At 44.4% G+C, this 18980-nt stretch carries 18 protein-coding genes; 6 read left to right on the top strand and 12 right to left on the bottom strand.

Annotated features, from left to right (window positions below; all coding sequences use genetic code 11):
• The first annotated feature begins 10 nt into the window (after positions 1-10).
• The 5 genes from NQ117_RS21920 to arcC all read left to right on the top strand — a co-directional run bounded on the left by NQ117_RS21920 (position 11) and on the right by arcC (position 6604).
• A complete protein-coding gene (locus NQ117_RS21920; RefSeq protein ID WP_258280148.1) occupies positions 11-922 on the top strand; it encodes an oxamate carbamoyltransferase subunit AllH family protein in 912 nt (303 codons plus the stop codon).
• Complete coding sequence (gene fdrA / locus NQ117_RS21925) at positions 904-2448, top strand: acyl-CoA synthetase FdrA (protein ID WP_258280149.1); 1545 nt, start codon at positions 904-906, stop codon at positions 2446-2448. Before NQ117_RS21920 ends, fdrA begins: the two co-directional genes overlap by 19 nt.
• A gap of 6 nt (positions 2449-2454) precedes the next feature.
• Positions 2455-3879 (top strand): YlbE family protein, encoded by a 1425-nt coding sequence (locus NQ117_RS21930; protein ID WP_258280150.1) that lies wholly within the window; start codon positions 2455-2457, stop codon positions 3877-3879.
• 271 nt (positions 3880-4150) lie between these two features.
• A complete protein-coding gene (locus NQ117_RS21935) occupies positions 4151-5635 on the top strand; it encodes a cytosine permease (RefSeq protein ID WP_258280151.1) in 1485 nt (494 codons plus the stop codon).
• An 18-nt stretch (positions 5636-5653) separates the two neighbouring features.
• Positions 5654-6604 carry a carbamate kinase gene (arcC, locus tag NQ117_RS21940; protein ID WP_258280152.1) on the top strand — a complete coding sequence of 317 codons (951 nt, stop codon included), beginning with the start codon at positions 5654-5656 and terminating at the stop codon, positions 6602-6604.
• Positions 6605-6677: 73 nt separating this feature from the next.
• Here the strand turns inward: arcC and NQ117_RS21945 are convergent, their stop codons facing one another.
• The 12 genes from NQ117_RS21945 to NQ117_RS22000 all read right to left on the bottom strand — a co-directional run bounded on the left by NQ117_RS21945 (position 6678) and on the right by NQ117_RS22000 (position 18138).
• Positions 6678-7277, bottom strand: a complete 600-nt coding sequence (locus NQ117_RS21945; RefSeq protein WP_258280153.1) for a response regulator transcription factor — start codon at positions 7275-7277, stop codon at positions 6678-6680.
• Positions 7274-8413, bottom strand: a complete 1140-nt coding sequence (locus tag NQ117_RS21950; protein WP_258280154.1) for a sensor histidine kinase — start codon at positions 8411-8413, stop codon at positions 7274-7276. The genes NQ117_RS21945 and NQ117_RS21950 overlap by 4 nt, the downstream gene beginning before the upstream one ends.
• A gap of 120 nt (positions 8414-8533) precedes the next feature.
• Positions 8534-9553, bottom strand: a complete 1020-nt coding sequence (gene desA / locus NQ117_RS21955; RefSeq protein ID WP_258280155.1) for a Delta(5) desaturase DesA — start codon at positions 9551-9553, stop codon at positions 8534-8536.
• Between the two features lie 276 nt (positions 9554-9829).
• Positions 9830-10399 (bottom strand): hypothetical protein, encoded by a 570-nt coding sequence (locus tag NQ117_RS21960; protein WP_258280156.1) that lies wholly within the window; start codon positions 10397-10399, stop codon positions 9830-9832.
• Positions 10400-10626: 227 nt separating this feature from the next.
• Positions 10627-11076, bottom strand: a complete 450-nt coding sequence (locus NQ117_RS21965) for a HEAT repeat domain-containing protein (RefSeq protein ID WP_258280157.1) — start codon at positions 11074-11076, stop codon at positions 10627-10629.
• Between the two features lie 85 nt (positions 11077-11161).
• Positions 11162-11329 (bottom strand): DUF3934 family protein, encoded by a 168-nt coding sequence (locus tag NQ117_RS21970; RefSeq protein WP_258280158.1) that lies wholly within the window; start codon positions 11327-11329, stop codon positions 11162-11164.
• A 193-nt stretch (positions 11330-11522) separates the two neighbouring features.
• The gene (gene htpG / locus NQ117_RS21975) at positions 11523-13406 is read right to left on the bottom strand and encodes a molecular chaperone HtpG (RefSeq protein WP_258280159.1); all 1884 of its coding nucleotides are present in this window, start codon (positions 13404-13406) and stop codon (positions 11523-11525) included.
• Between the two features lie 468 nt (positions 13407-13874).
• Positions 13875-14648: a LamB/YcsF family protein gene (locus NQ117_RS21980; RefSeq protein ID WP_258280160.1), complete on the bottom strand. Its 774-nt coding sequence runs from the start codon at positions 14646-14648 to the stop codon at positions 13875-13877.
• Complete coding sequence (locus NQ117_RS21985) at positions 14649-15668, bottom strand: 5-oxoprolinase subunit C family protein (RefSeq protein ID WP_258280161.1); 1020 nt, start codon at positions 15666-15668, stop codon at positions 14649-14651.
• Positions 15665-16453 carry a 5-oxoprolinase subunit PxpB gene (gene pxpB, locus NQ117_RS21990; protein ID WP_258280162.1) on the bottom strand — a complete coding sequence of 263 codons (789 nt, stop codon included), beginning with the start codon at positions 16451-16453 and terminating at the stop codon, positions 15665-15667. Before pxpB ends, NQ117_RS21985 begins: the two co-directional genes overlap by 4 nt.
• 111 nt (positions 16454-16564) lie before the next feature.
• On the bottom strand, positions 16565-17227 hold the full coding sequence (locus NQ117_RS21995) for a hypothetical protein (protein WP_258280163.1): 663 nt from the start codon (positions 17225-17227) through the stop codon (positions 16565-16567).
• A gap of 215 nt (positions 17228-17442) precedes the next feature.
• Complete coding sequence (locus NQ117_RS22000) at positions 17443-18138, bottom strand: hypothetical protein (RefSeq protein ID WP_258280164.1); 696 nt, start codon at positions 18136-18138, stop codon at positions 17443-17445.
• Between the two features lie 439 nt (positions 18139-18577).
• Between NQ117_RS22000 and NQ117_RS22005 the strand changes: the two genes are divergently transcribed.
• Positions 18578-18979, top strand: a complete 402-nt coding sequence (locus tag NQ117_RS22005) for a BlaI/MecI/CopY family transcriptional regulator (RefSeq protein WP_258280165.1) — start codon at positions 18578-18580, stop codon at positions 18977-18979.
• Position 18980 lies beyond the last annotated feature (1 nt).

The following is an 18980-nucleotide window of genomic DNA, read 5'->3' on the forward strand; positions in this document are numbered from 1 at the left end:
TGTGATGAGAATGACGACGGTGCGGCATGCCCTATCCGGTGATATCGAATTTGTTCAAGTCATTGAAAGGTCGACGTTCAGCGGTTGGATTCATAGCATCTTTGATAAAACAGTCAATATTGAGCGTTTGGAAAATGGCGAACTATACACCGTTGCATGCCGCAGCATGGATAATGGGCCAAATACGCTTGTTACGGAAATCAGTCATTTTCATGAACTTGGACTTGGTGTTAACGATAATGTTTATGTAGAGAATGGACATTTGTGCATGGGAAATAAGTTGATTGTTCCGATTCATCAGGTTTACAAGTGGGAATGCCGATTACCTGACTTCCCTAAAGATGCAGAGCAATTGCAACGCAACCTTGAGATCATGCGAGAACACATTCACTTGTATGGCCACACTGGTGGCATGAAGCAAGGCGGTCAATCCCGATCCAATCATTCGTTCGAAAATGAAGTATCCAAAATGCTTCATGAACGATCTAGCTTGCTAAAGCATGCTTTACTCAACCACTTGCCATCTGCCACACAGCATGCGACTAGCCTTATCGGCCTTGGCCCTGGTTTGACACCGTCTGGCGATGATTTTCTAGTCGGGTTGTTCACCATTATGAGCTTGCCAAATAACCCTTACCGCCAAGATATGCAATGGTGTGAAGAAACAGCAGACACGGCAAAAGGATTAACGAACGATATTAGCTACATGACCTTAAAAAAAGCAGCAGTTGGCAAAGTGAGAGCATCTATCGTGAATTTGCTTCACGCTCTAGCCTCACCTAACCAAGACGAACTGATTAATGCTTTGAGTCGTGTATTGAACATAGGATCTTCTTCTGGAACAGACATTGCTCTAGGACTTATATGCGGATTGGAAATCCATATTGAAAACGGAGGTAACGTATGTCTACAAAAGTTGTAATTAAGCAGAGCACTTATTTTGATTCCGTATCGCTAATGTCTTTGTCCACAAAAGCGAACCAAATCGAAGGTGTTGAGCAAGCAGTCATCGCCATGGGGACAGAAATGAATAAAGAAGTACTGCGCAATGTCGGCTTGCTTACTCCTGAAATTGAAGCAGTAAAAAGCAGTGATTTGTTGATTGTCATCAAGGCTGCAACTGATGCCATTTGTGAAAGCGCATACGCAGCAGTTGAGGAATTGTTTACGAAGAAAGACAGTGCCAAGGGTGCCAGCGAAATCAAATATGCCACGATTGATTCGGCAGCGAAAAGCATTCCAGAAGCAAATCTTGCAGTGATTTCCGTCAACGGTGCTTATGCAGCAAGAGAAGCAAGAAAAGCGTTGGAGAACGACCTGCATGTCATGTTGTTCAGCGACAACGTAAGCATCGAAGACGAAATTGCTTTGAAGCAATATGCGCATGAAAAAGGCTTGCTCATGATGGGACCTGACTGCGGTACAGCCATTCTCGGCAATGTCGCTTTGTGCTTCGGCAACAGCGTTAGAAAAGGCGATATCGGAATCGTTGGCGCATCTGGTACGGGAAGCCAAGAAGTTAGCGTCCGCATACACGACTTTGGCGGCGGCATTACACAGCTAATTGGTACAGGTGGCAGAGACTTGAGCGAGCAGGTCGGTGGCATCATGATGCTTGACGGTATGAAGGCATTGGATGCAGATGATGCGACGAAGGTTATCGTGCTCATTTCCAAGCCTCCTCACCCAAGTGTAGAGAAGAAAGTGCTCGATCAAATAAAGCAGTGTAAAAAGCCAGTCGTTGTGTACTTTATCGGTGGACAAGAAGAACCAGTTGTTGCAGCAGGCGGACACTTTGCTAAAACATCTAAGGAAGCAGCGCTCAAAGCGGTCGTTCTGGCTGGTTCAGACGAAAGCAAAATTAACAAGCGCGCACTCAATATTCCACTCGTTGAAGAAGTACGCGCTAAATTAACACCAGAGCAAAAGTACATTCGCGGATTGTTCTGCGGTGGCACGCTCTGTGATGAAGCGATGTATATCGCAATGGAGAAGTTCGAGGATGTATACAGCAACATTCAAAAGAACCCTGACTATAAGCTGAAGGATCTAAATGTGAGCAAGGCTCATACATTCTTGGATCTAGGCGATGATGACTTTACGAACGGTAAGCCTCACCCGATGATCGATCCATCGAATCGTATTGCTCGCTTAATGCAAGAAGCGAAAGATCCATCTGTCGGTGTTATCGTGATGGACTTCATTCTTGGCTTCGGCTCGCATGAAGATCCAGTTGGCGTTATGCTTCCTGCCATTATAGAAGCGAAGCAGCTTGCAGAGAAAGAAGGAAGACATCTTGAAATTCTCGGCTATGTGCTTGGAACGGATCAAGACAACCCTAAGCTGGAGGATCAAGTCAATCGCTTGATGGAGGCTGGCGTAACGATCGCGAGCAGTAGTACAAATGCAGGTTTGCTAGCTAGAGAATTTGTCGTGAAAGGGGCATAACGAACGATGAGCAAAATTAACGAACTTTTCAATAGCAAAATATCCGCTATTAACGTAGGAATCGAATTTTTCAAAGACGACATGTTGAAGCAGCATGCCAGTGCAGCTCATCTGGAGTGGAAACCACCCGGGGGCGGTAAACCTGAACTGATTAAAGCATTGGATAAGCTCGAAAATGTGGACATCTCAGCTAAGATCGAAGCAGCGAACAAAGTAGCTGTAGAGCGTATTCTTCAATCACAGCCGGTGCTTATTGGATTCGACCAAGCCATCAACGTTGTCCCTGGAATGACAAAAACAACGATCTTACACGCTGGTCCTCCTATCACTTGGGATCGCATGTGCGGCGGGATGAAAGGTGCAGTTACGGGAGCGATCGTATTTGAAGGGCTCGCTAAGAATGTGGAAGAAGCAGCTGAAGTTGCTGCATCTGGCCAGATTACCTTCTCCCCTTGTCATGAGCATAATTGTGTTGGTTCCATGGCGGGCGTTACATCTGCTTCGATGTTCATGCACGTCGTAGAAAATAAAACGTACGGTAATATCGCATACACGAACTTGAGTGAGCAAATGTCCAAAATTCTTCGCATGGGTGCGAATGATGAAAGTGTTATCGCACGTCTGAATTGGATGCGCGATGTATTGGGCCCGATGCTGAGAGATGCAATGAAACTATCGAACGGTATTGATCTGCGCCTGATGTTGGCTCAAGCACTTCATATGGGTGACGAGTGCCATAACCGTAACAATGCGGGAACAAGCCTCCTTATCCAAGCGCTTACGCCTTACATTTTGGAAACCAACTACACAACGGAACAGAAACGCGAAGTGTTTGATTTTGTAGCGAGCAGTGATTATTTCTCTGGACCAACATGGATGGCGATGTGCAAATGTGCGCTCGATGCAGCACACGGGATTGAGAACAGTACGATCGTCACGACGATGGCTCGCAACGGCGTAGAATTCGGCATTCGCGTAAGCGGTATGGCAGGTAACACATGGTTTACAGGCCCTGCGCAAAAAGTAGTTGGACCGATGTTTGCTGGCTACAAGCCAGAAGACTCCGGCCTTGATATCGGTGACAGTGCGATTACCGAAACGTATGGTATCGGCGGTTTCGCGATGGCTGCTGCGCCAGCGATTGTTGCACTTGTCGGTGGAACGGTAGAAGAAGCATTGGGCTTCTCGACGAAAATGAAAGAAATTACAACAGCTGAAAATCCTAACGTTACGATTCCGCTCTTAAACTTCAGCGGCGTTCCTACTGGTATTGATATTCGAAGTGTCGTGCAAACAGGTATTATGCCTGTTATTAATACCGCGATTGCCCATAAAGATGCAGGTATCGGCATGATCGGCGCGGGCATTACGTACCCGCCAGTGGATTGCTTTGAGAAAGCATTGCTTACGCTAAGTGAAGAGATTAAATAAATTGTCCAATTAAAAGCGAACTGCTCTCCATGTGAGAGGACAGAACTGATGGTTTCCCCTTTAGCGAAAGGGAGCAGAATCGTTTTGTAGAAACGAAGTGGTCGCCTTTGTAGTCAAATTGTATCCATCCTAATTCGATAAAAAACAATTTGACTACAACAGCGATCGAAAAAACGATCTGCTCTCCAACGCAATTCGGGGAATAGAGTGTTTGATCTTACCTTCAACTTAAGCGCACGTTTTTCATCTTAGGAAAGAAAGGTGAATGAACATGGAACAGCAAGACAAACAGCAAAGCGAGTATGCGCAATTCAAAGCTTATGGCTATGCCGAAGATATATTGCCAAAGACAGCAGAGAAACGAGACTGGGGGACCTTCAACTACGTAACGGTCTGGATGGGCGCGGTGCACAATCTAATGTCCTACATGACCGTAGCGGGATTTTTCGTCCTTGGCCTATCGATTCCACAAGTGCTATGGGCGATTATGCTTGCAGCCGTAATCGTATCCATCGGTTACGTGTTGAACGGATACGCGGGATCGAAATACGGGATCGGCTATTCGATGCTGCTTCGCAGCTCGTTCGGTGTAAAAGGTTCGATTATCCCAGCGATATGTCGCGGATTGATAGCCGGCGTTGTATTTTTCGGAACGAAAACGATCATCGGGGCACAGTCCTTTAACGTCATCTTCTCTAAAATGTTCCCTGGTTATATGGACATGCTCCCTGGCTTTAACTTTCTCGGCTTAGACTTCCCTACGATGGTATCCTACATTGTTTTGTGGGTCATCACGGTTGGACTGTTCTTGGGTGGCATGAAAATGCTCAGCTTGTTCAGTAAGTGGTCTTCACCGATTATTTATGTGTTCATCGTGGGTGCAGCGATTTGGGCGATTAATGTTGCTGGCGGATTCGGTCCGATCTTCGACTATGTACCTGCTAATCCAACGAGCAGTCCGCTCGTCTTCATCGCTTGTGTCAGCGCCTTAGTATCCAATTGGGGCGGCCCGATCGTTAACATCTCGGATCTTACACAGCGTGCAAAAACAAATAAGGCACCCACGATCGGCTTGCCGCTTGGTATGATTGCATCTTATGTCTTATTTGGCATTACTTGCGTAGGATTGTTAGTAGGGACACAAATCGCGTTTGGCTTACAGAACTTTGACATCGTAGCTGCAATCGATACGATGGGCAATCCATTTGCCGTTATCGTCTTGCTGCTTGCCCTGAACATCGGTTCCACAAGCTACGTTGTGTTCGGCAACCTGCTTCCTTCTGGTCTGCAAATGACTGCGTTAATGCCTAAAGTATTTACGGTCAAATCGGCAGCTATTTTAACAGCTATTATCGGTACGCTCATCTTGCCTTGGAAATTAGTAAATGGTACTGCTGCGCTCTATATGTTCTACAGCTTTATCGGTTCTATGTATGGCCCAATTACGGGCATTATGCTGGCCAGTTTCTTTATTGAACGTAAGCGAATACTGAATCTATCCGCTATCTACGTCAAGCAAGGTGATAACGGTGAATACAAAAGCGGCTATAATGTCGTGGCTTGCACCGTGCTCGGTGTCAGCTTCTTGATTACGTTATCCGGCTCCATCTTTAAAGATATCGAAGTATTAGCTGCTATCAGCAAATCTGCTTTCCTTAGCGGCATGATTATCGCAGGCGTTCTATATGCACTCACCTATAAGTTGAATAAACCAAGCACAGCAAGCTTGGACACTCCACATGCTAATGCATCATAACTATAGGAGGTTGTACCAATGGGTAAATTAGTAATTGTAGCAATCGGTGGTAACTCATTGGTGAAGGATAACGGTCGTGACTCCATTCAGGACCAATTTGAAGCCGTGCGTGAAACCGTCATCAATATTGCGGATATGGTGCAAGAAGGGTACCAAGTCGTTGTTACCCACGGTAATGGTCCGCAAGTGGGCTTTGCTCTACAACGTGTGGAAATCGCTAATGAAATTAGCGGGATGCCGACGATTCCGCTCGTTAACTGTGTTGCAGATACACAAGGCGGCATCGGCTATCTTATCCAACAATCGTTGACGAACGAATTTGCCAAACGCGGCGTCAATAAAAAAGTAGCCAGCGTCATCACACAAGTAGAAGTCAGCGCCGATGATCCTAATTTTCAAAAACCAACTAAACCTGTCGGTTCCTTCTTTACCCTAGAGCAGGCTCAAGCGATGAAAAATGAACATCCAGACTGGATGTTTGTCGAAGATGCAGGGCGCGGTTACCGCCGAGTCGTTCCATCTCCAAAGCCGGTTGATATCGTCGAAAAAGATGCCATTCGCTCCCTCATCGATGCCGGCTATGTCGTCATCGCAGTTGGCGGCGGTGGAATTCCTGTTATCAAAACAGGCGACCAGACGTACGACGGTATCGATGCCGTAATTGACAAAGACTTTGCGACAAGCCTATTAGCTGAACAAATCAAAGCGGAGACGCTGATCATTACGACAGGGGTATCCCAAGTATGCATCAACTATGGCAAGCCGAATCAAAAAGCGCTTGAACAAATTACGGTTGAAGAAACAAAACAGTATGTAAGTGAAAATCATTTCGCACCAGGAAGTATGCTGCCGAAGATCGAGGCTAGCCTTAACTTCTTAGAGAATAACGGCTCACGTGTTATCATTACGAATCCAGAAAGCCTGAAAGACGCGATTAACAACCAAGCTGGCACTCATATTGTGAGATAAGCACCAACCTATACACAAAAAAAGACCGTCAGAGATGTCGTTCATCTCCTGACGGTCTTCTTTCATTCTCAAACTATTTAAACCAGCCCTTCTCCTTAAAGCGCATAATCGCTTCAATCCGGTTGCTGACATCCAGCTTATCTAAAATAACGGAAATGTAGTTGCGAACCGTTCCTGTCGTCAAATACAGCTGGCTTGCGATTTCCTTTGTATTTTTTCCATCTGCAATAAGTTCAAGTACTTCTTTCTCGCGCTCGGTTAACGGGTTCAATTCCCCATAAGACTCATCGACAAGATCCGATGCATAGATTCGGCGCCCTGCCATTATGCTGCGAATCGCACTTGCCAACTCTTCACTCGGGCTGTCTTTGAGCAAATAGCCATTTGCCCCTGCCTTGAGTGCACGGTCAAAATATCCGCTCCGAGCAAATGTAGTTAAGATGAGCACCTTGCAGCCAGTACCTTTCAACTGCTCCGCTGCTTCCAGCCCGCTCATCCCCGGCATCTCGATATCCATGACGCAAATATCCGGCTGATGCTGGCGTACTAACTCAACCGCTTCTTCACCGTTGCTCGCTCGACCGACGACACTCATATCCTCTTCCAAATCAAGCAGGGAAGCAAGCGCACCAAGCAACATTCGCTGATCTTCAGCTATTACGATACGAATCATGATTTCCCTACCTCCTGTTCAAGTGCTTTGAATACGTTCGGTACACTGATGACGAGCGTCATTCCATTATCAGATATCATCTCCATCGTTCCATTCACGAATTCAAGGCGCTCTTTCATCCCCTGAAGTCCGTTCCCTTTCGAAAGGTTGAAGGACTTGGGTAATCCTCTCCCATTGTCCTCAATCTTGATAGTTGCCTTCGTATCAGAAGATTCAATCTCGATGGAACATGCCGCAGCATGACTATGTTTCACGATATTCGTAACGGCTTCTTTCACACACATGCTTAGCACATTTTCATTCAATAATGACGTGTTCGGCAGCTTCACATCACCTTTAAGCGTGAATTCAATTTGGGCTGCCCTCAGAATTTGCTCCACTCGGAACATTTCTTCGTCCAATCTAGCTCCACGCATTTGAGTAACCAACTCGCGTACTTCCTTTAACGCACTGCGAGCTGCCTGTCGAACATCCTTAATCTCAGCTTGTGCTTGAGTTGGATTCTTCGTTATGAGCTTGCTCGCCAAATCACTTTTCAAGCCAATTAGCGAGAGTCTCTGTCCTAATGTATCATGCAGATCTCGTGCAATTCGCTGACGCTCTTCCAGCTTCACCAATTCCGAAATCCGTTTATTGGCATCCTCTAGCTGCACTTCCAGCTTCTCACGCTTGTTTCGATTGTACGTCGTAACCGGAAGGAGAACGACACCGAGCAAGCTGACAAGGATAAAGGGTATCTGGGTAAGCATAACTGGATTCTTCGTTAAAAATCCGTAGTTAATCGTCACGAAAGTCGTCACGAGATGAATGCAATACATGGTAATAAAACCTACTTTATGCTGAATATTTCCGATAAAGAACGCTAAAAAGAGCGAAAAATATACATAGCCGAACAGCACCGTCATCGTAACCGAAATTAAGATTTGTACCGCTGTCCAGAAGTACATCATCCGCCCTTTTGAAACGAAAGAAAGTACATAACAAGCAAAAAACATCAACACCATAACGATACCAATGATGGTCTCATACATAGAATTAGAACTAAATATAAAATAGAAAGGGAGGATGTAGAAGATAACCCACACATACGGGCTAAGACCCGTACTTCTTTGAAAAATATGATACCACTTCTGCATCTTAACCCTCCCTTTCTCTGAGCTGCTTAACGTTACTTGTATCGTACCATATCCTTGGTGGAACTTGTCCATATTCAGTTGAATTTGACTACTATTATTGGCTCTGCTTTAAGAAAGCTGTTACTTCAACGACACACTCTTACGCATCATAATGCGTTTATGATCCTTGAAGCTGACAAACGTCTTGCTCTCTTCGTCCCACAAGCTGAAACGAAGGGAAGCCAAGCTTGTTCGGAGCGTAATTGTAGTTGCGCGATGAAGCGGCGGCGTCTCATCATGGGCCTTTTCCAAGTTATAGTTAGGTACTTTGGGGCTTAGATGATGCACATGATGGAAACCAATGTTTCCTGTAATCCATTGCAGCACTTTCGGCAATTTGTAGTACGAACTTCCTTCTACCGCAGCCAACACATAGCTCCACTCATCTTCATGCTCGAAGTATGATTCCTCGAATTGATGCTGTACATAGAACAACCATATTCCGAGCATTCCCGAGATAAAGAAAATTGGTGCTTGTATAAGAACAAATGCCTGCCAACCAACGAGCCAGCACATGAATGCATACAAGGCTACGATTCCGATATTCGTCAAATGCGTATTGATTTTTTCCTTCTTTCTAGCGTCTTTACGATTAAAGCGATAGGCAACTAAAAAGATAGCAATTGGTCCAATGAAGAGCATCACGAACGGATTGCGGTATATTCTATAACCTATTTTCGTCTTTAATGGAGCTGCCTCATACTCATCTACAGTCAGTACCCACATATCCCCGATGCCACGCTTGTCGAGATTGCTGCTCGTTGCATGATGGATGGCGTGACAATTTTTCCATTGTTGATAAGGGACAAGCGTTATTACACCGGTAATATAACCGATAATATCATTTGCCTTGCGGCTCTTAAAGAACGATTGGTGACAACAGTCATGAAAAATGATAAATGTCCGAATCACAAAGCCCGCTGCAACGATCGTGATCGGCAGTGTAAGCCAATACGATACGGACAAGCTTGCGTATGCGGCATACCAAAGTAAAAATAAAGGAACGAGCGTGTTGATCATTTGTCGAATACTTTTTTTCGCATCTGATTTTTCATAAGGCATCATGTCTTTTCTTAACTTCGCTTGTTGAGCTTGAGTCATCGCATGTATTCCTCCCAAATATGACGCTTTAACGACTATATAAATAGAGCATGACCTGACTTGGCATGTGTAGAGCAAGTCGTTGCAAGTCTAATCTATTGCTCCATGCTAAATAAGGACGTATTTGTCTATTGTTATTATAGGCAGAACGTGTCATCGCCAATAGTCATAAACGTCATGAGGGGACATGACATATGTCATATAGGATGCTGAGAGCGCACTAAAAAAGCATGCCGAAAAGCGGCATGCCGTAGTCTTTATTTAAAACATTATAAATTATTTCACTTGCAACGAATGCATGATTTCCTTGGCGCTAAGACGCCATTCTTCCATTTGTTCTTCTGTACAATTAAATGTCCCGAGTAGAATTCTGCCGTCTACCTCCGTCATGAACATCAGGTTGTATACGTTTGTATCTATCGCTGGTGTAAGCAGCTCTACATAGCCGACGGTTTTATTATTAATAGTGGTCACACCATCACCGTACCATGTAGCAGTTGGATGTAGTTGCTCAAACTGTTTTTTCGTAGCAGCTACAAATTTTTCTAGCTCTTCTTCGGAAATAGGAGTGGGTAAATGATTAAAAGCTACATTTATAGAAGCGTCTTCATCGGTAAAGATTAAGGTTGGTCTATTTCCACCAGGGTATTTCGTTGCGGCCATTTCTTCTGACATAATTTCAAATCCTTTTGGGACCAGTACACTAACTTTATTATCAAGGATTTGTTTTTGTTCCAATTGCTTATTCCCTTTTGGTGGCGGCGTACTTGGTGCACTTGTTTCTTTTTCAGCACATCCTAACAGTACAAATACACACATTACAATCAAAGCTATTACTTTTTTCATGATTATCCCCCAACTATGTAATGTACCAAACTCACTGTTTCATATGATAATTTTTCCATATAGTATTTCGTTATAACGATAATTCAATAAATTGTAAGCAAAAATTTTTATCTCTGAAAGAACACATCTGGTGGGCGCCCATGCCCATAAAAAAACGACTGCACTTACATGCAATCGTTTTTCTTCCTATTCACATGATCAATAAATTTAACACACATACAGACGACCTACTTTTTAGATAGCGATTCCCACGTGCTTTCGAGCCACTGATCAAATTCATCGCCCTTTTGTCCTTCGTACGCATCATATACGTCTGAACGCATTTTTTGAAGCTTCTCTTTGAATTGCTCATACGTATGATCAGCTGGCAAGCTCTTTTTGATTCTCACCAACAATTTCGTAAGTCCTTTAACGATTTCGCCACTTTTTCTTGGCGGCAACTGAACATCTTCACCAAGTTTCTTAAGTTCTCGGTAAGCAGCTTCTTGAACTTGATACACCGTATCATTCATCAATCTATGTTTGAGTACATCGATAACTTGAGGATTGTCCAACTGACCCAGTTGTTCAACAGCATCCAAACGTTCTCTCCAATTAGATGTACGATTTGCTGCCTTTTTTAATTCCTCATATTTTGAAGCTGCATCTTGTTGCAATTCTTGGTTGTCTAATTCCATTTACTCCATCTCCTTTTACTGCTGTATCAAAATATGCTTGTTCACTTTATGTGTAAAGAGAACGCAAATTGCTTTTTATATCAGATCAGTCACCTTTATTAGCGCTAGCATTATTTTCACTGGCATTTTTAGTGCCTTTGCTTTTATAAGGCTTTGGCGCATTCTGTCTCCGCTTCTCACCAGCCTGCCAGCGGTTCCAGCCCTTCTTGCCTGTTCCTCTGCCTGTTCCACCCTTACCTTTGCTTTTACTCAAATGATCACTCCGTTACCTTTTTGAATCGACGGACATCGATTCATGTAGACTCATTACGTTATATCCATGCTAACATACTCTTAATCCAAGCATGTTGAAATATACCGCATCCTATACCATATGTACAGAAAAAGATAATCCGCTCTGGCATGTACCAGACACGGATTATCTTTATTATACCTTATCGGCTGTATTAAACCATCACTTTACAAATGTTGTTCGTAAACTCCACTGGATCTTGCAGCGGCAAGCCTTCGATCAACAGCGCTTGGCTGTACAACAAGTTCGTGTACAATGCCAGCTTCTCTTGATCAGAAGATGTATGCGCAGCTTTCAAAGACGCGAATACGTCATGGTTGACGTTAATCTCCAACACTTTGTCTGCTTGCACATCTTGACTGTTCGGCATAGCCTTCAATATTTTCTCCATCTCAATCGTCAATTCGCCTTCCGTGGACAAGCACACTGGATGGGACTTCAAACGCTTGGACGCTTTAACGCTCTTCACTTTGCCAGACAGCAAGCCTGCCATTGCTTCGAACAGCTCTTTGTTGTCATTTGCTTCTTCCTCAGTAGCTTCGTTCTCGTCCGCTTCGATGCCCAAGTCGCCGCTCGATACGTTTTTGAACTCTTTCTCTTTGTAGCTCATGATCATTTTGATCGCGAACTCATCGATATCGTCTGTGAAGTAGAGAATCTCATAGCCTTTATCGGATACAAGCTCTGTCTGCGGCGATTTCTCAATACGCTCAACAGATTCACCTGAAGCATAGTAAATGTATTTTTGATCCTCCGGCATTCTCGATACGTACTCATCCAATGTTACCAGCTTCTTCTCTGTGGAAGAGTAGAACATGAGCAAGTCTTGCAGCACGTCTTTGTTCATGCCGTAGTCGCTGTATACGCCGTATTTCAACTGTCTGCCGAAAGCTTGATAGAACGTATCGTACTTCTCTCTTTCATCCTTCAACAAGCTTTGCAATTGGCCTTTAATCTTGTTCTTAATATTTTTTGCAATAAGCGTCAATTGACGGTCATGCTGCAGCATCTCACGGGAAATGTTAAGCGACAGATCTTCGGAATCAACCATACCTTTCACGAAACCAAAGTAATCTGGCAGCAAGTCCGCACATTTGTTCATGATAAGTACACCATTGGAATAGAGCTCAAGACCTTTCTCATATTCCTTCGTGTAATAATCAAACGGCGTATTTTCTGGGATAAATAGAATCGCATTGTATACGACCGCACCGTCTGCACTAATGTGAATATGCTTCAACGGCTTGTCGAAGCCATAGCGCTTCTCGTTATAGAAGTTCTCGTAGTCTTCCGTCGTCAGCTCGCTTCTATTTTTACGCCAAATGGGAACCATGCTGTTGATCGTTTGTTCTTCTGTGTACGTCTCCAGCTCATTATCTTCACTGCCCTCAATTGGACGTTGGCTCGTCACATCCATCTTGATCGGATAGCGAATGAAGTCAGAATATTTCTTAATAATCGCTTTCAGACGGTACTCGTCCAAATACTCATCATAGTTGTCTTCTTCCGTGTTGTCCTTGATGCGAAGCGTAATCTCCGTACCAATAGTCGCTTTCTCGCTTGCCACGATTGTGTAGCCGTCTGCGCCTTTGGATTCCCACTTGAATGCCTCTTCGCTGCCAATCGCCTTACTCACGACCGTTACAACATCCGCAACCATGAATGCCGAATAGAAGCCGACACCAAATTGACCAATAATGTTGTGTCCGTCTTTGCTCTCATTCTCTGCCTTAAATGCAAGCGAGCCGGACTTTGCAATAACGCCCAAGTTGTTCTCTAGATCTTCTTTTGTCATTCCGATACCTGTATCGGTAATCGTCAACGTGCGCTTGTCTTTATCGATCGCGACTTTAATGTAATAGTTTTCTTTCTCAAATACGACTGACTCGTCAGCAAGTGCTTTGTAGTACATTTTGTCGATCGCGTCACTTGCGTTAGAAATTAACTCTCTCAAAAAGATTTCACGCTGCGTGTAAATGGAGTTAATCATCATTTCCAGCAAACGCTTGGATTCTGCTTTAAATTGTTTCTTAGCCATCAAATAATCTCCTCTCAAATTGGAAAATAGAATATATATGCTTATGTAGTTGTCTCATTAGTCGTAAAAGTCTCAACGCAGCAGAAAGTCTGCGCTTCAGCTGTCTGATGTTAGCACTCAAATAAGAGGAGTGCTAATCCCTCTTTTTTATATAACACACCCTAATTTTCCATGTCAATATAAATGCGCAAAATAGTAATGTTTGCTTTGCGTCAATCTATTGATTAACTAGTCATATATAACAATCTCAAGTGGATTTCGCTAACGAGCGCCATTGACGTTATTTTCGCTACATCATCCATCGTAGAAATGTAACGGTTATAGGCGAGCTTATTTTAGCAGTGAACGCGAATAATATAACGCTTTCCGGCAAATAAGCTCTCTGAGATCCTTTACATTTCAAAATACATCAATGTAGGCTAATTAGCCTCTATGACAACCGTTAGCACCATTACATTCGCTACTCTTCTAGCCCGTCGTACGATGCCCAACAGCTTGCAGCTGTATCCCTTTCCCTATCAGCATATCCCGAATATGACTGGCAAACACTCGTGCATGCTCTCCATCTCCATGGATGCAGATCGTCTCTGCCTTCAACTTTACTTCTACATCCTCACGCGAACGAACCGTTCCTGATGTGACCATTTGGAGAATTTGAGCAACCGCTTGGGATGGATCACTAATTAGTGCATCTGATTCCGCTCTCGGTGTAAGACTTCCATCTCGACAATATGTTCTATCCGCAAACACTTCGCTCGCCGTGCGCAGTCCAATTCTCTCTCCCGCTCGAATCAATTGACTGCCTGACAGCCCATATAGCACTAGCTCTGGATTGACCCGATAGACTGCCTCGGCAATCGCCTCCGCCAGCTTCTCCTGATGAGCTGCCATGTTGTACAGTGCCCCATGCGGCTTCACATGCTGCATCTTTCCACCTTCGGCACGAATAAAGCCGTCCAAGGCGCCGATCTGGTAAACGGTCATATCATACGCTTCTTCTGGTGTGATCGCCATATTGCGGCGGCCAAAGCCCGCCAAGTCAGGCAGCCCTGGATGCGCCCCGATCCCTACCTGCTTATTCAGCGCCATAATTACCGTTTGCCGCATCGTACGCGGATCACCAGCATGGTAGCCGCAAGCGATGTTCACAGATGTTACAAGGTCAAGCATGGCTTCATCATTGCCAATCGTATAAGCACCAAAGCTTTCTCCCATATCACAGTTCAAGTCAATCGTATACATTTAACGGGGACCTCCTGTCTTCATATATAGCTGAATGGATGTCGCTAACCGTACCAACGATAATTCTGCTGAAATATACAGCTGCTGCGCTTCTTCTAATGAAATTTCGGCAAATCGGATTCGTTCTCCCGGCTTGATTTGAGCCAATACTGGCAAATCTACACTTGCTACTTGAGCTATTTTAGGATAGCCGCCAACTGTCTGACGATCTGCCATTAAAATAATCGGGTTCCCATCTGGTGGTACTTGTATCGTGCCGAATGATACAGCTTCCGAGAGCAGTTCATCAGACGATTCTAAGCGAAGTGCCGCTCCCTCGAGACGATATCCCATCCGATCAGACTGAGGCGTAACACGGAAACGTCGATTGACCAGTTCCTCCCTGCTATCTGGTGTAAATTTCTTGAATTCACGGCCTTGCACGAAACGAATAACTGGTTCAGGACGATAAGCTGGCTGAGCTGTATAGCCAACAAACCAAGAAGTAACTAGGAAAGGAACTCCTTGTAATGCAGCGCTACGTTGGTTCATATAAGAAACAGCAGGGTTCGAAGCTGCACCAACAGGCAGCACATCTCCCGCTCGTAAAGCTCTGCCTTCATGCCCCCCAATTCCTGCGCGCAAATACGAGCTTCGGCTTTGCAACACCATCGGCACATCAATACCGCCCGCTACCGCCAAATAAGTCCGCGCACCTGTTCGGCAATCTCCAAATTCCAGCATCTCGCCAGCCCTCACGAGGACTGGACGCCACGACGGTACATTCTCGCCGTTAATAGTCGGAGATAAATCCCCACCGCAAATCGCAATAAGTGCATCAGCCTCAAAGCGAATCATTGGCCCGCGCAGCGTAATCTCTAATGCAGCTGCACCCGGCACATTGCCCGCTAATATATTTGCTGCCCGCAGCGCAAATGTATCCATAGCCCCGCTCACAATAACGCCTTGCTGCTGGTATCCGTACCTACCCAAGTCTTGCACCGTTGTGAGCAAACCTGGCCTTACTATTGAAAGGCTCATTGCTCATCCTCTTTCCATTCCGCAAATTGTTCAGGTTCAATCGGGTAGAAGCGAACGATATCACCCATCTTCAATAAACTAGGCTCTGGATGATCCGGACGAAACAACTTGCGCGGCGTCCTGCCGATGAGCCGCCATCCGCCCGGAGTAGCCAACGGATAGACTCCCGTCTGACTGCCGCCAATACCAACTGAACCTGGCGTAATAGCCGTCCGTGGGGAACTACGCCTTGGAACGGCTAGCCGTTCATCCATACCACCGAGATACGGGAAGCCTGGAGCAAAGCCGACCATGTAGACCAGGTAAGATGGACTACAATGCAGTTCTATCACTTCCTCCACATGGAGTCCCGTATGCTCCGCTACCTCTTGTAAATCCGGCCCGAACTCTCCTCCATAACAAACAGGAATGTCCACTATATTTGCTGCGGTGGTCTCCACTGACAAATCCAGCGAGCAAAGTATTCCCTCAACAATCCCCTTTAGAAGCTCAAACGGAGAATATACGAGCAGCCCATCGCGTTGATAACATGGTGCACCTGTTTCTGGATCACGCAGCTCCATCGGATCATAAATGACAGTAACCGTAGTATAGGAAGGTATACACTCAAGTACCCCAGATACATCAGCCCGTTCCAAACGTGAACAAAAAAACCGTATCTGTTCATGTGTCTGTCTAGCTATACCTCCACCCCAATCGATGAGCAGCGCTCGTTCACCCAAGGGGACGATAAGTATGCGATTCACACTATCTTCTTCCCGTATACCCTTTATCGTTGAATGCATAGAAGGCTCCTTTATATGTTCTATGTTATTGCGCATCGAATGAAATACATGGAATCTTTTCATTCATTATATCGCACTGCGAGCCCGTACATGAACATATGTGTTATGCAGCTACTTGCCATGTAATATTTTGATTTTCTGTATTAATGAATGAACTGTCCCTCCATTCATATATTTTGAGAAATCATCATCCACCGCCGATAACACATAATCGTTATCTACGATATAATAGGTCCCGTGTTTAGAAAAATAGTATTTGTCTCCCTGCAAAGTTTCACCTTGTGCAATACCTGTAACGATTTTCATTCCGGGTTTGAGGGCGGGTTCATATCCTCTAAAATCCGAGCTGTAGACAAGGCGAATCGTGCCCTCTATAGGTTTGCCGCTAATGCTCTCTAGTATTTTCACTTCAAATTGAGTATTTTTTGAATGGATTGGCTGGATTACTTTGCTTGTTATCTTTTCATTAACCTTCTGTTCAGGTATGCCGAGCTTGCCAAATAGATCCGTCTCGTATTCGGGTAATTCACCAATAGATTCTGCTACAATGACGGTTTCTGATCGTTCTATAATTTCCTGATAAGAGATTGGTCTGAAAGCATAGTTAGGAGGGTCATAATTGTAAACGGGATAATACTCACGCAGCTGCTGAATGCGTTCTGGGGTTAGTGAAGGAAGCGTATTTTCTTTATGCACGTTAGCAGTTAAACCAAGTACCATAAGGAGAAAACATCCTACGACAAGCAGTCTCCTACCCTTTCGTGCTTGTATCATTGCTACTCCCTCCAACCCATATAATATTGAAACTTCTATAATGATAAGCATACTGCAAAAAAATGCTGTATGTACAATAATGAAGCTCATCATTTCACACTATTTTAACCGACGACTTTAAGGTCCATCATTAAATAGACAGTCCCCGCCTAGGCAGGAACTGTCTATACTAGTTGCACTCTTTACGGCAAAAATGCAGCAAGAAAACAATTCAATTAAGGTACAATCACCGTTATCGTCGATGATAGGGAAGTTCCATAAGAATTAACTAGCTTTACTTGATATACATAAGTTCCTGAGGGCCTGTTGAGTGATTGGGAAGCATGCTGAGGTTGTTGACCATTTTCAATTAATGATCCTGTGTAATTTGGAGATAAAAGGACACCTTGTCCATTCTCTTTCAATTCCCATCTATCGGCGTTGTTGCCTGAAGTGAGATTGAAACCAACAGTAAAGCTGCCGTTGACAGGCTCAGTAGCGTAAATGACAGGTGTTGCTGGGGAACCCGAGTATTTGTGAATATTAACAATCGCTGGTTTGGACTGCACGACACTTCCATCCTGATAATACGCTCTTACTACATAGCCATACTGGCCATATGCTGTACTAACATGCTCACAGCTTGTCGTCGTCAAGTTCGCACAGCCTGCTGCCACTTCTCCACCCCACGGATACAATGTCGAATAACGATACACTGTATAGGAAGTGACATTGCTGCCGCGGTTGTTCCATGACAATTGCACACGGTGCTTGCCATCCGCATCTTGACCCGTATAAGCAGCTGTTATTCCGAATGTAGGATCATTCACGATATTACTCACAGTATTAGTAACTGGACTTACGGCAAAAGCAGACGCTGCACCAAATAGCAGCAGAACAAGCGTAGTTAGCACGGTTATCATTTTTCTCATCTCATGGTCACTCCCATTTCTACGATTAGTGTGCATGTTTCATTTCGAAGCAGCTTTTTAATGTCTCTATTGCTCTCTATCACATACGCTCTACCCCTTTAAGTTAAAGCGTATTAACATTATACAAGGCTTTAGGGGAACTCCGTTTAAGGTTGTTACTCAATTTATCTAAAGATTCGTTAAAGTTAACGCTCACCCATTCACTATATTTCGTACTAGTAATCTCACAATAATCAACACAATAACTAGAGAAACAAGCTTTGCATGGAAAGCATGACAGCGTGTGAAGCTCAATCGTAATTTGGAAAAATTCATTTGTAATTCACTCGGTTAATACATTTACACAAATCCATTTGTTGACATGTGATTATTTTACATTTACAATACATCACGTGACTACTTATGTAATCCATCTTCACAGAAAGGTAGGTTGAATGTTATGAAGCAAACTCCTCACATATCCGATGCAGAATGGGAAGTAATGAAAGTGTTATGGGCAGGATCACCACGAACGTCGGCAGAAATCGTAGATGCACTGGCTAAACCAAAGGAATGGAGCCCTAAAACGATCCGTACTTTGCTTAGTCGCTTAGTTCAAAAGGAAGTGATCGCTTATAAGCAAGAATCCAATCGCTCTTACTCTTATTATCCATTGGTTACGGAAGATGAGTGTGTACGTGAGGTTACGAATTCTCTTCTCCAGCGTCTATATGGTGGAGCCATCAAACCATTGCTGGTGAACTTTATTAATGAACGAAAGCTGTCTTCCGAAGATATCGCGGAACTAAAGCAATTACTAGATGAGAAAGAAAAGCCATCATCTCAATCCTCATCTGACTAGG

Origin of the sequence: Paenibacillus sp. SC116, assembly GCF_024733555.1 — a bacterium.
GTDB lineage: Bacteria > Bacillota > Bacilli > Paenibacillales > Paenibacillaceae > Paenibacillus_B.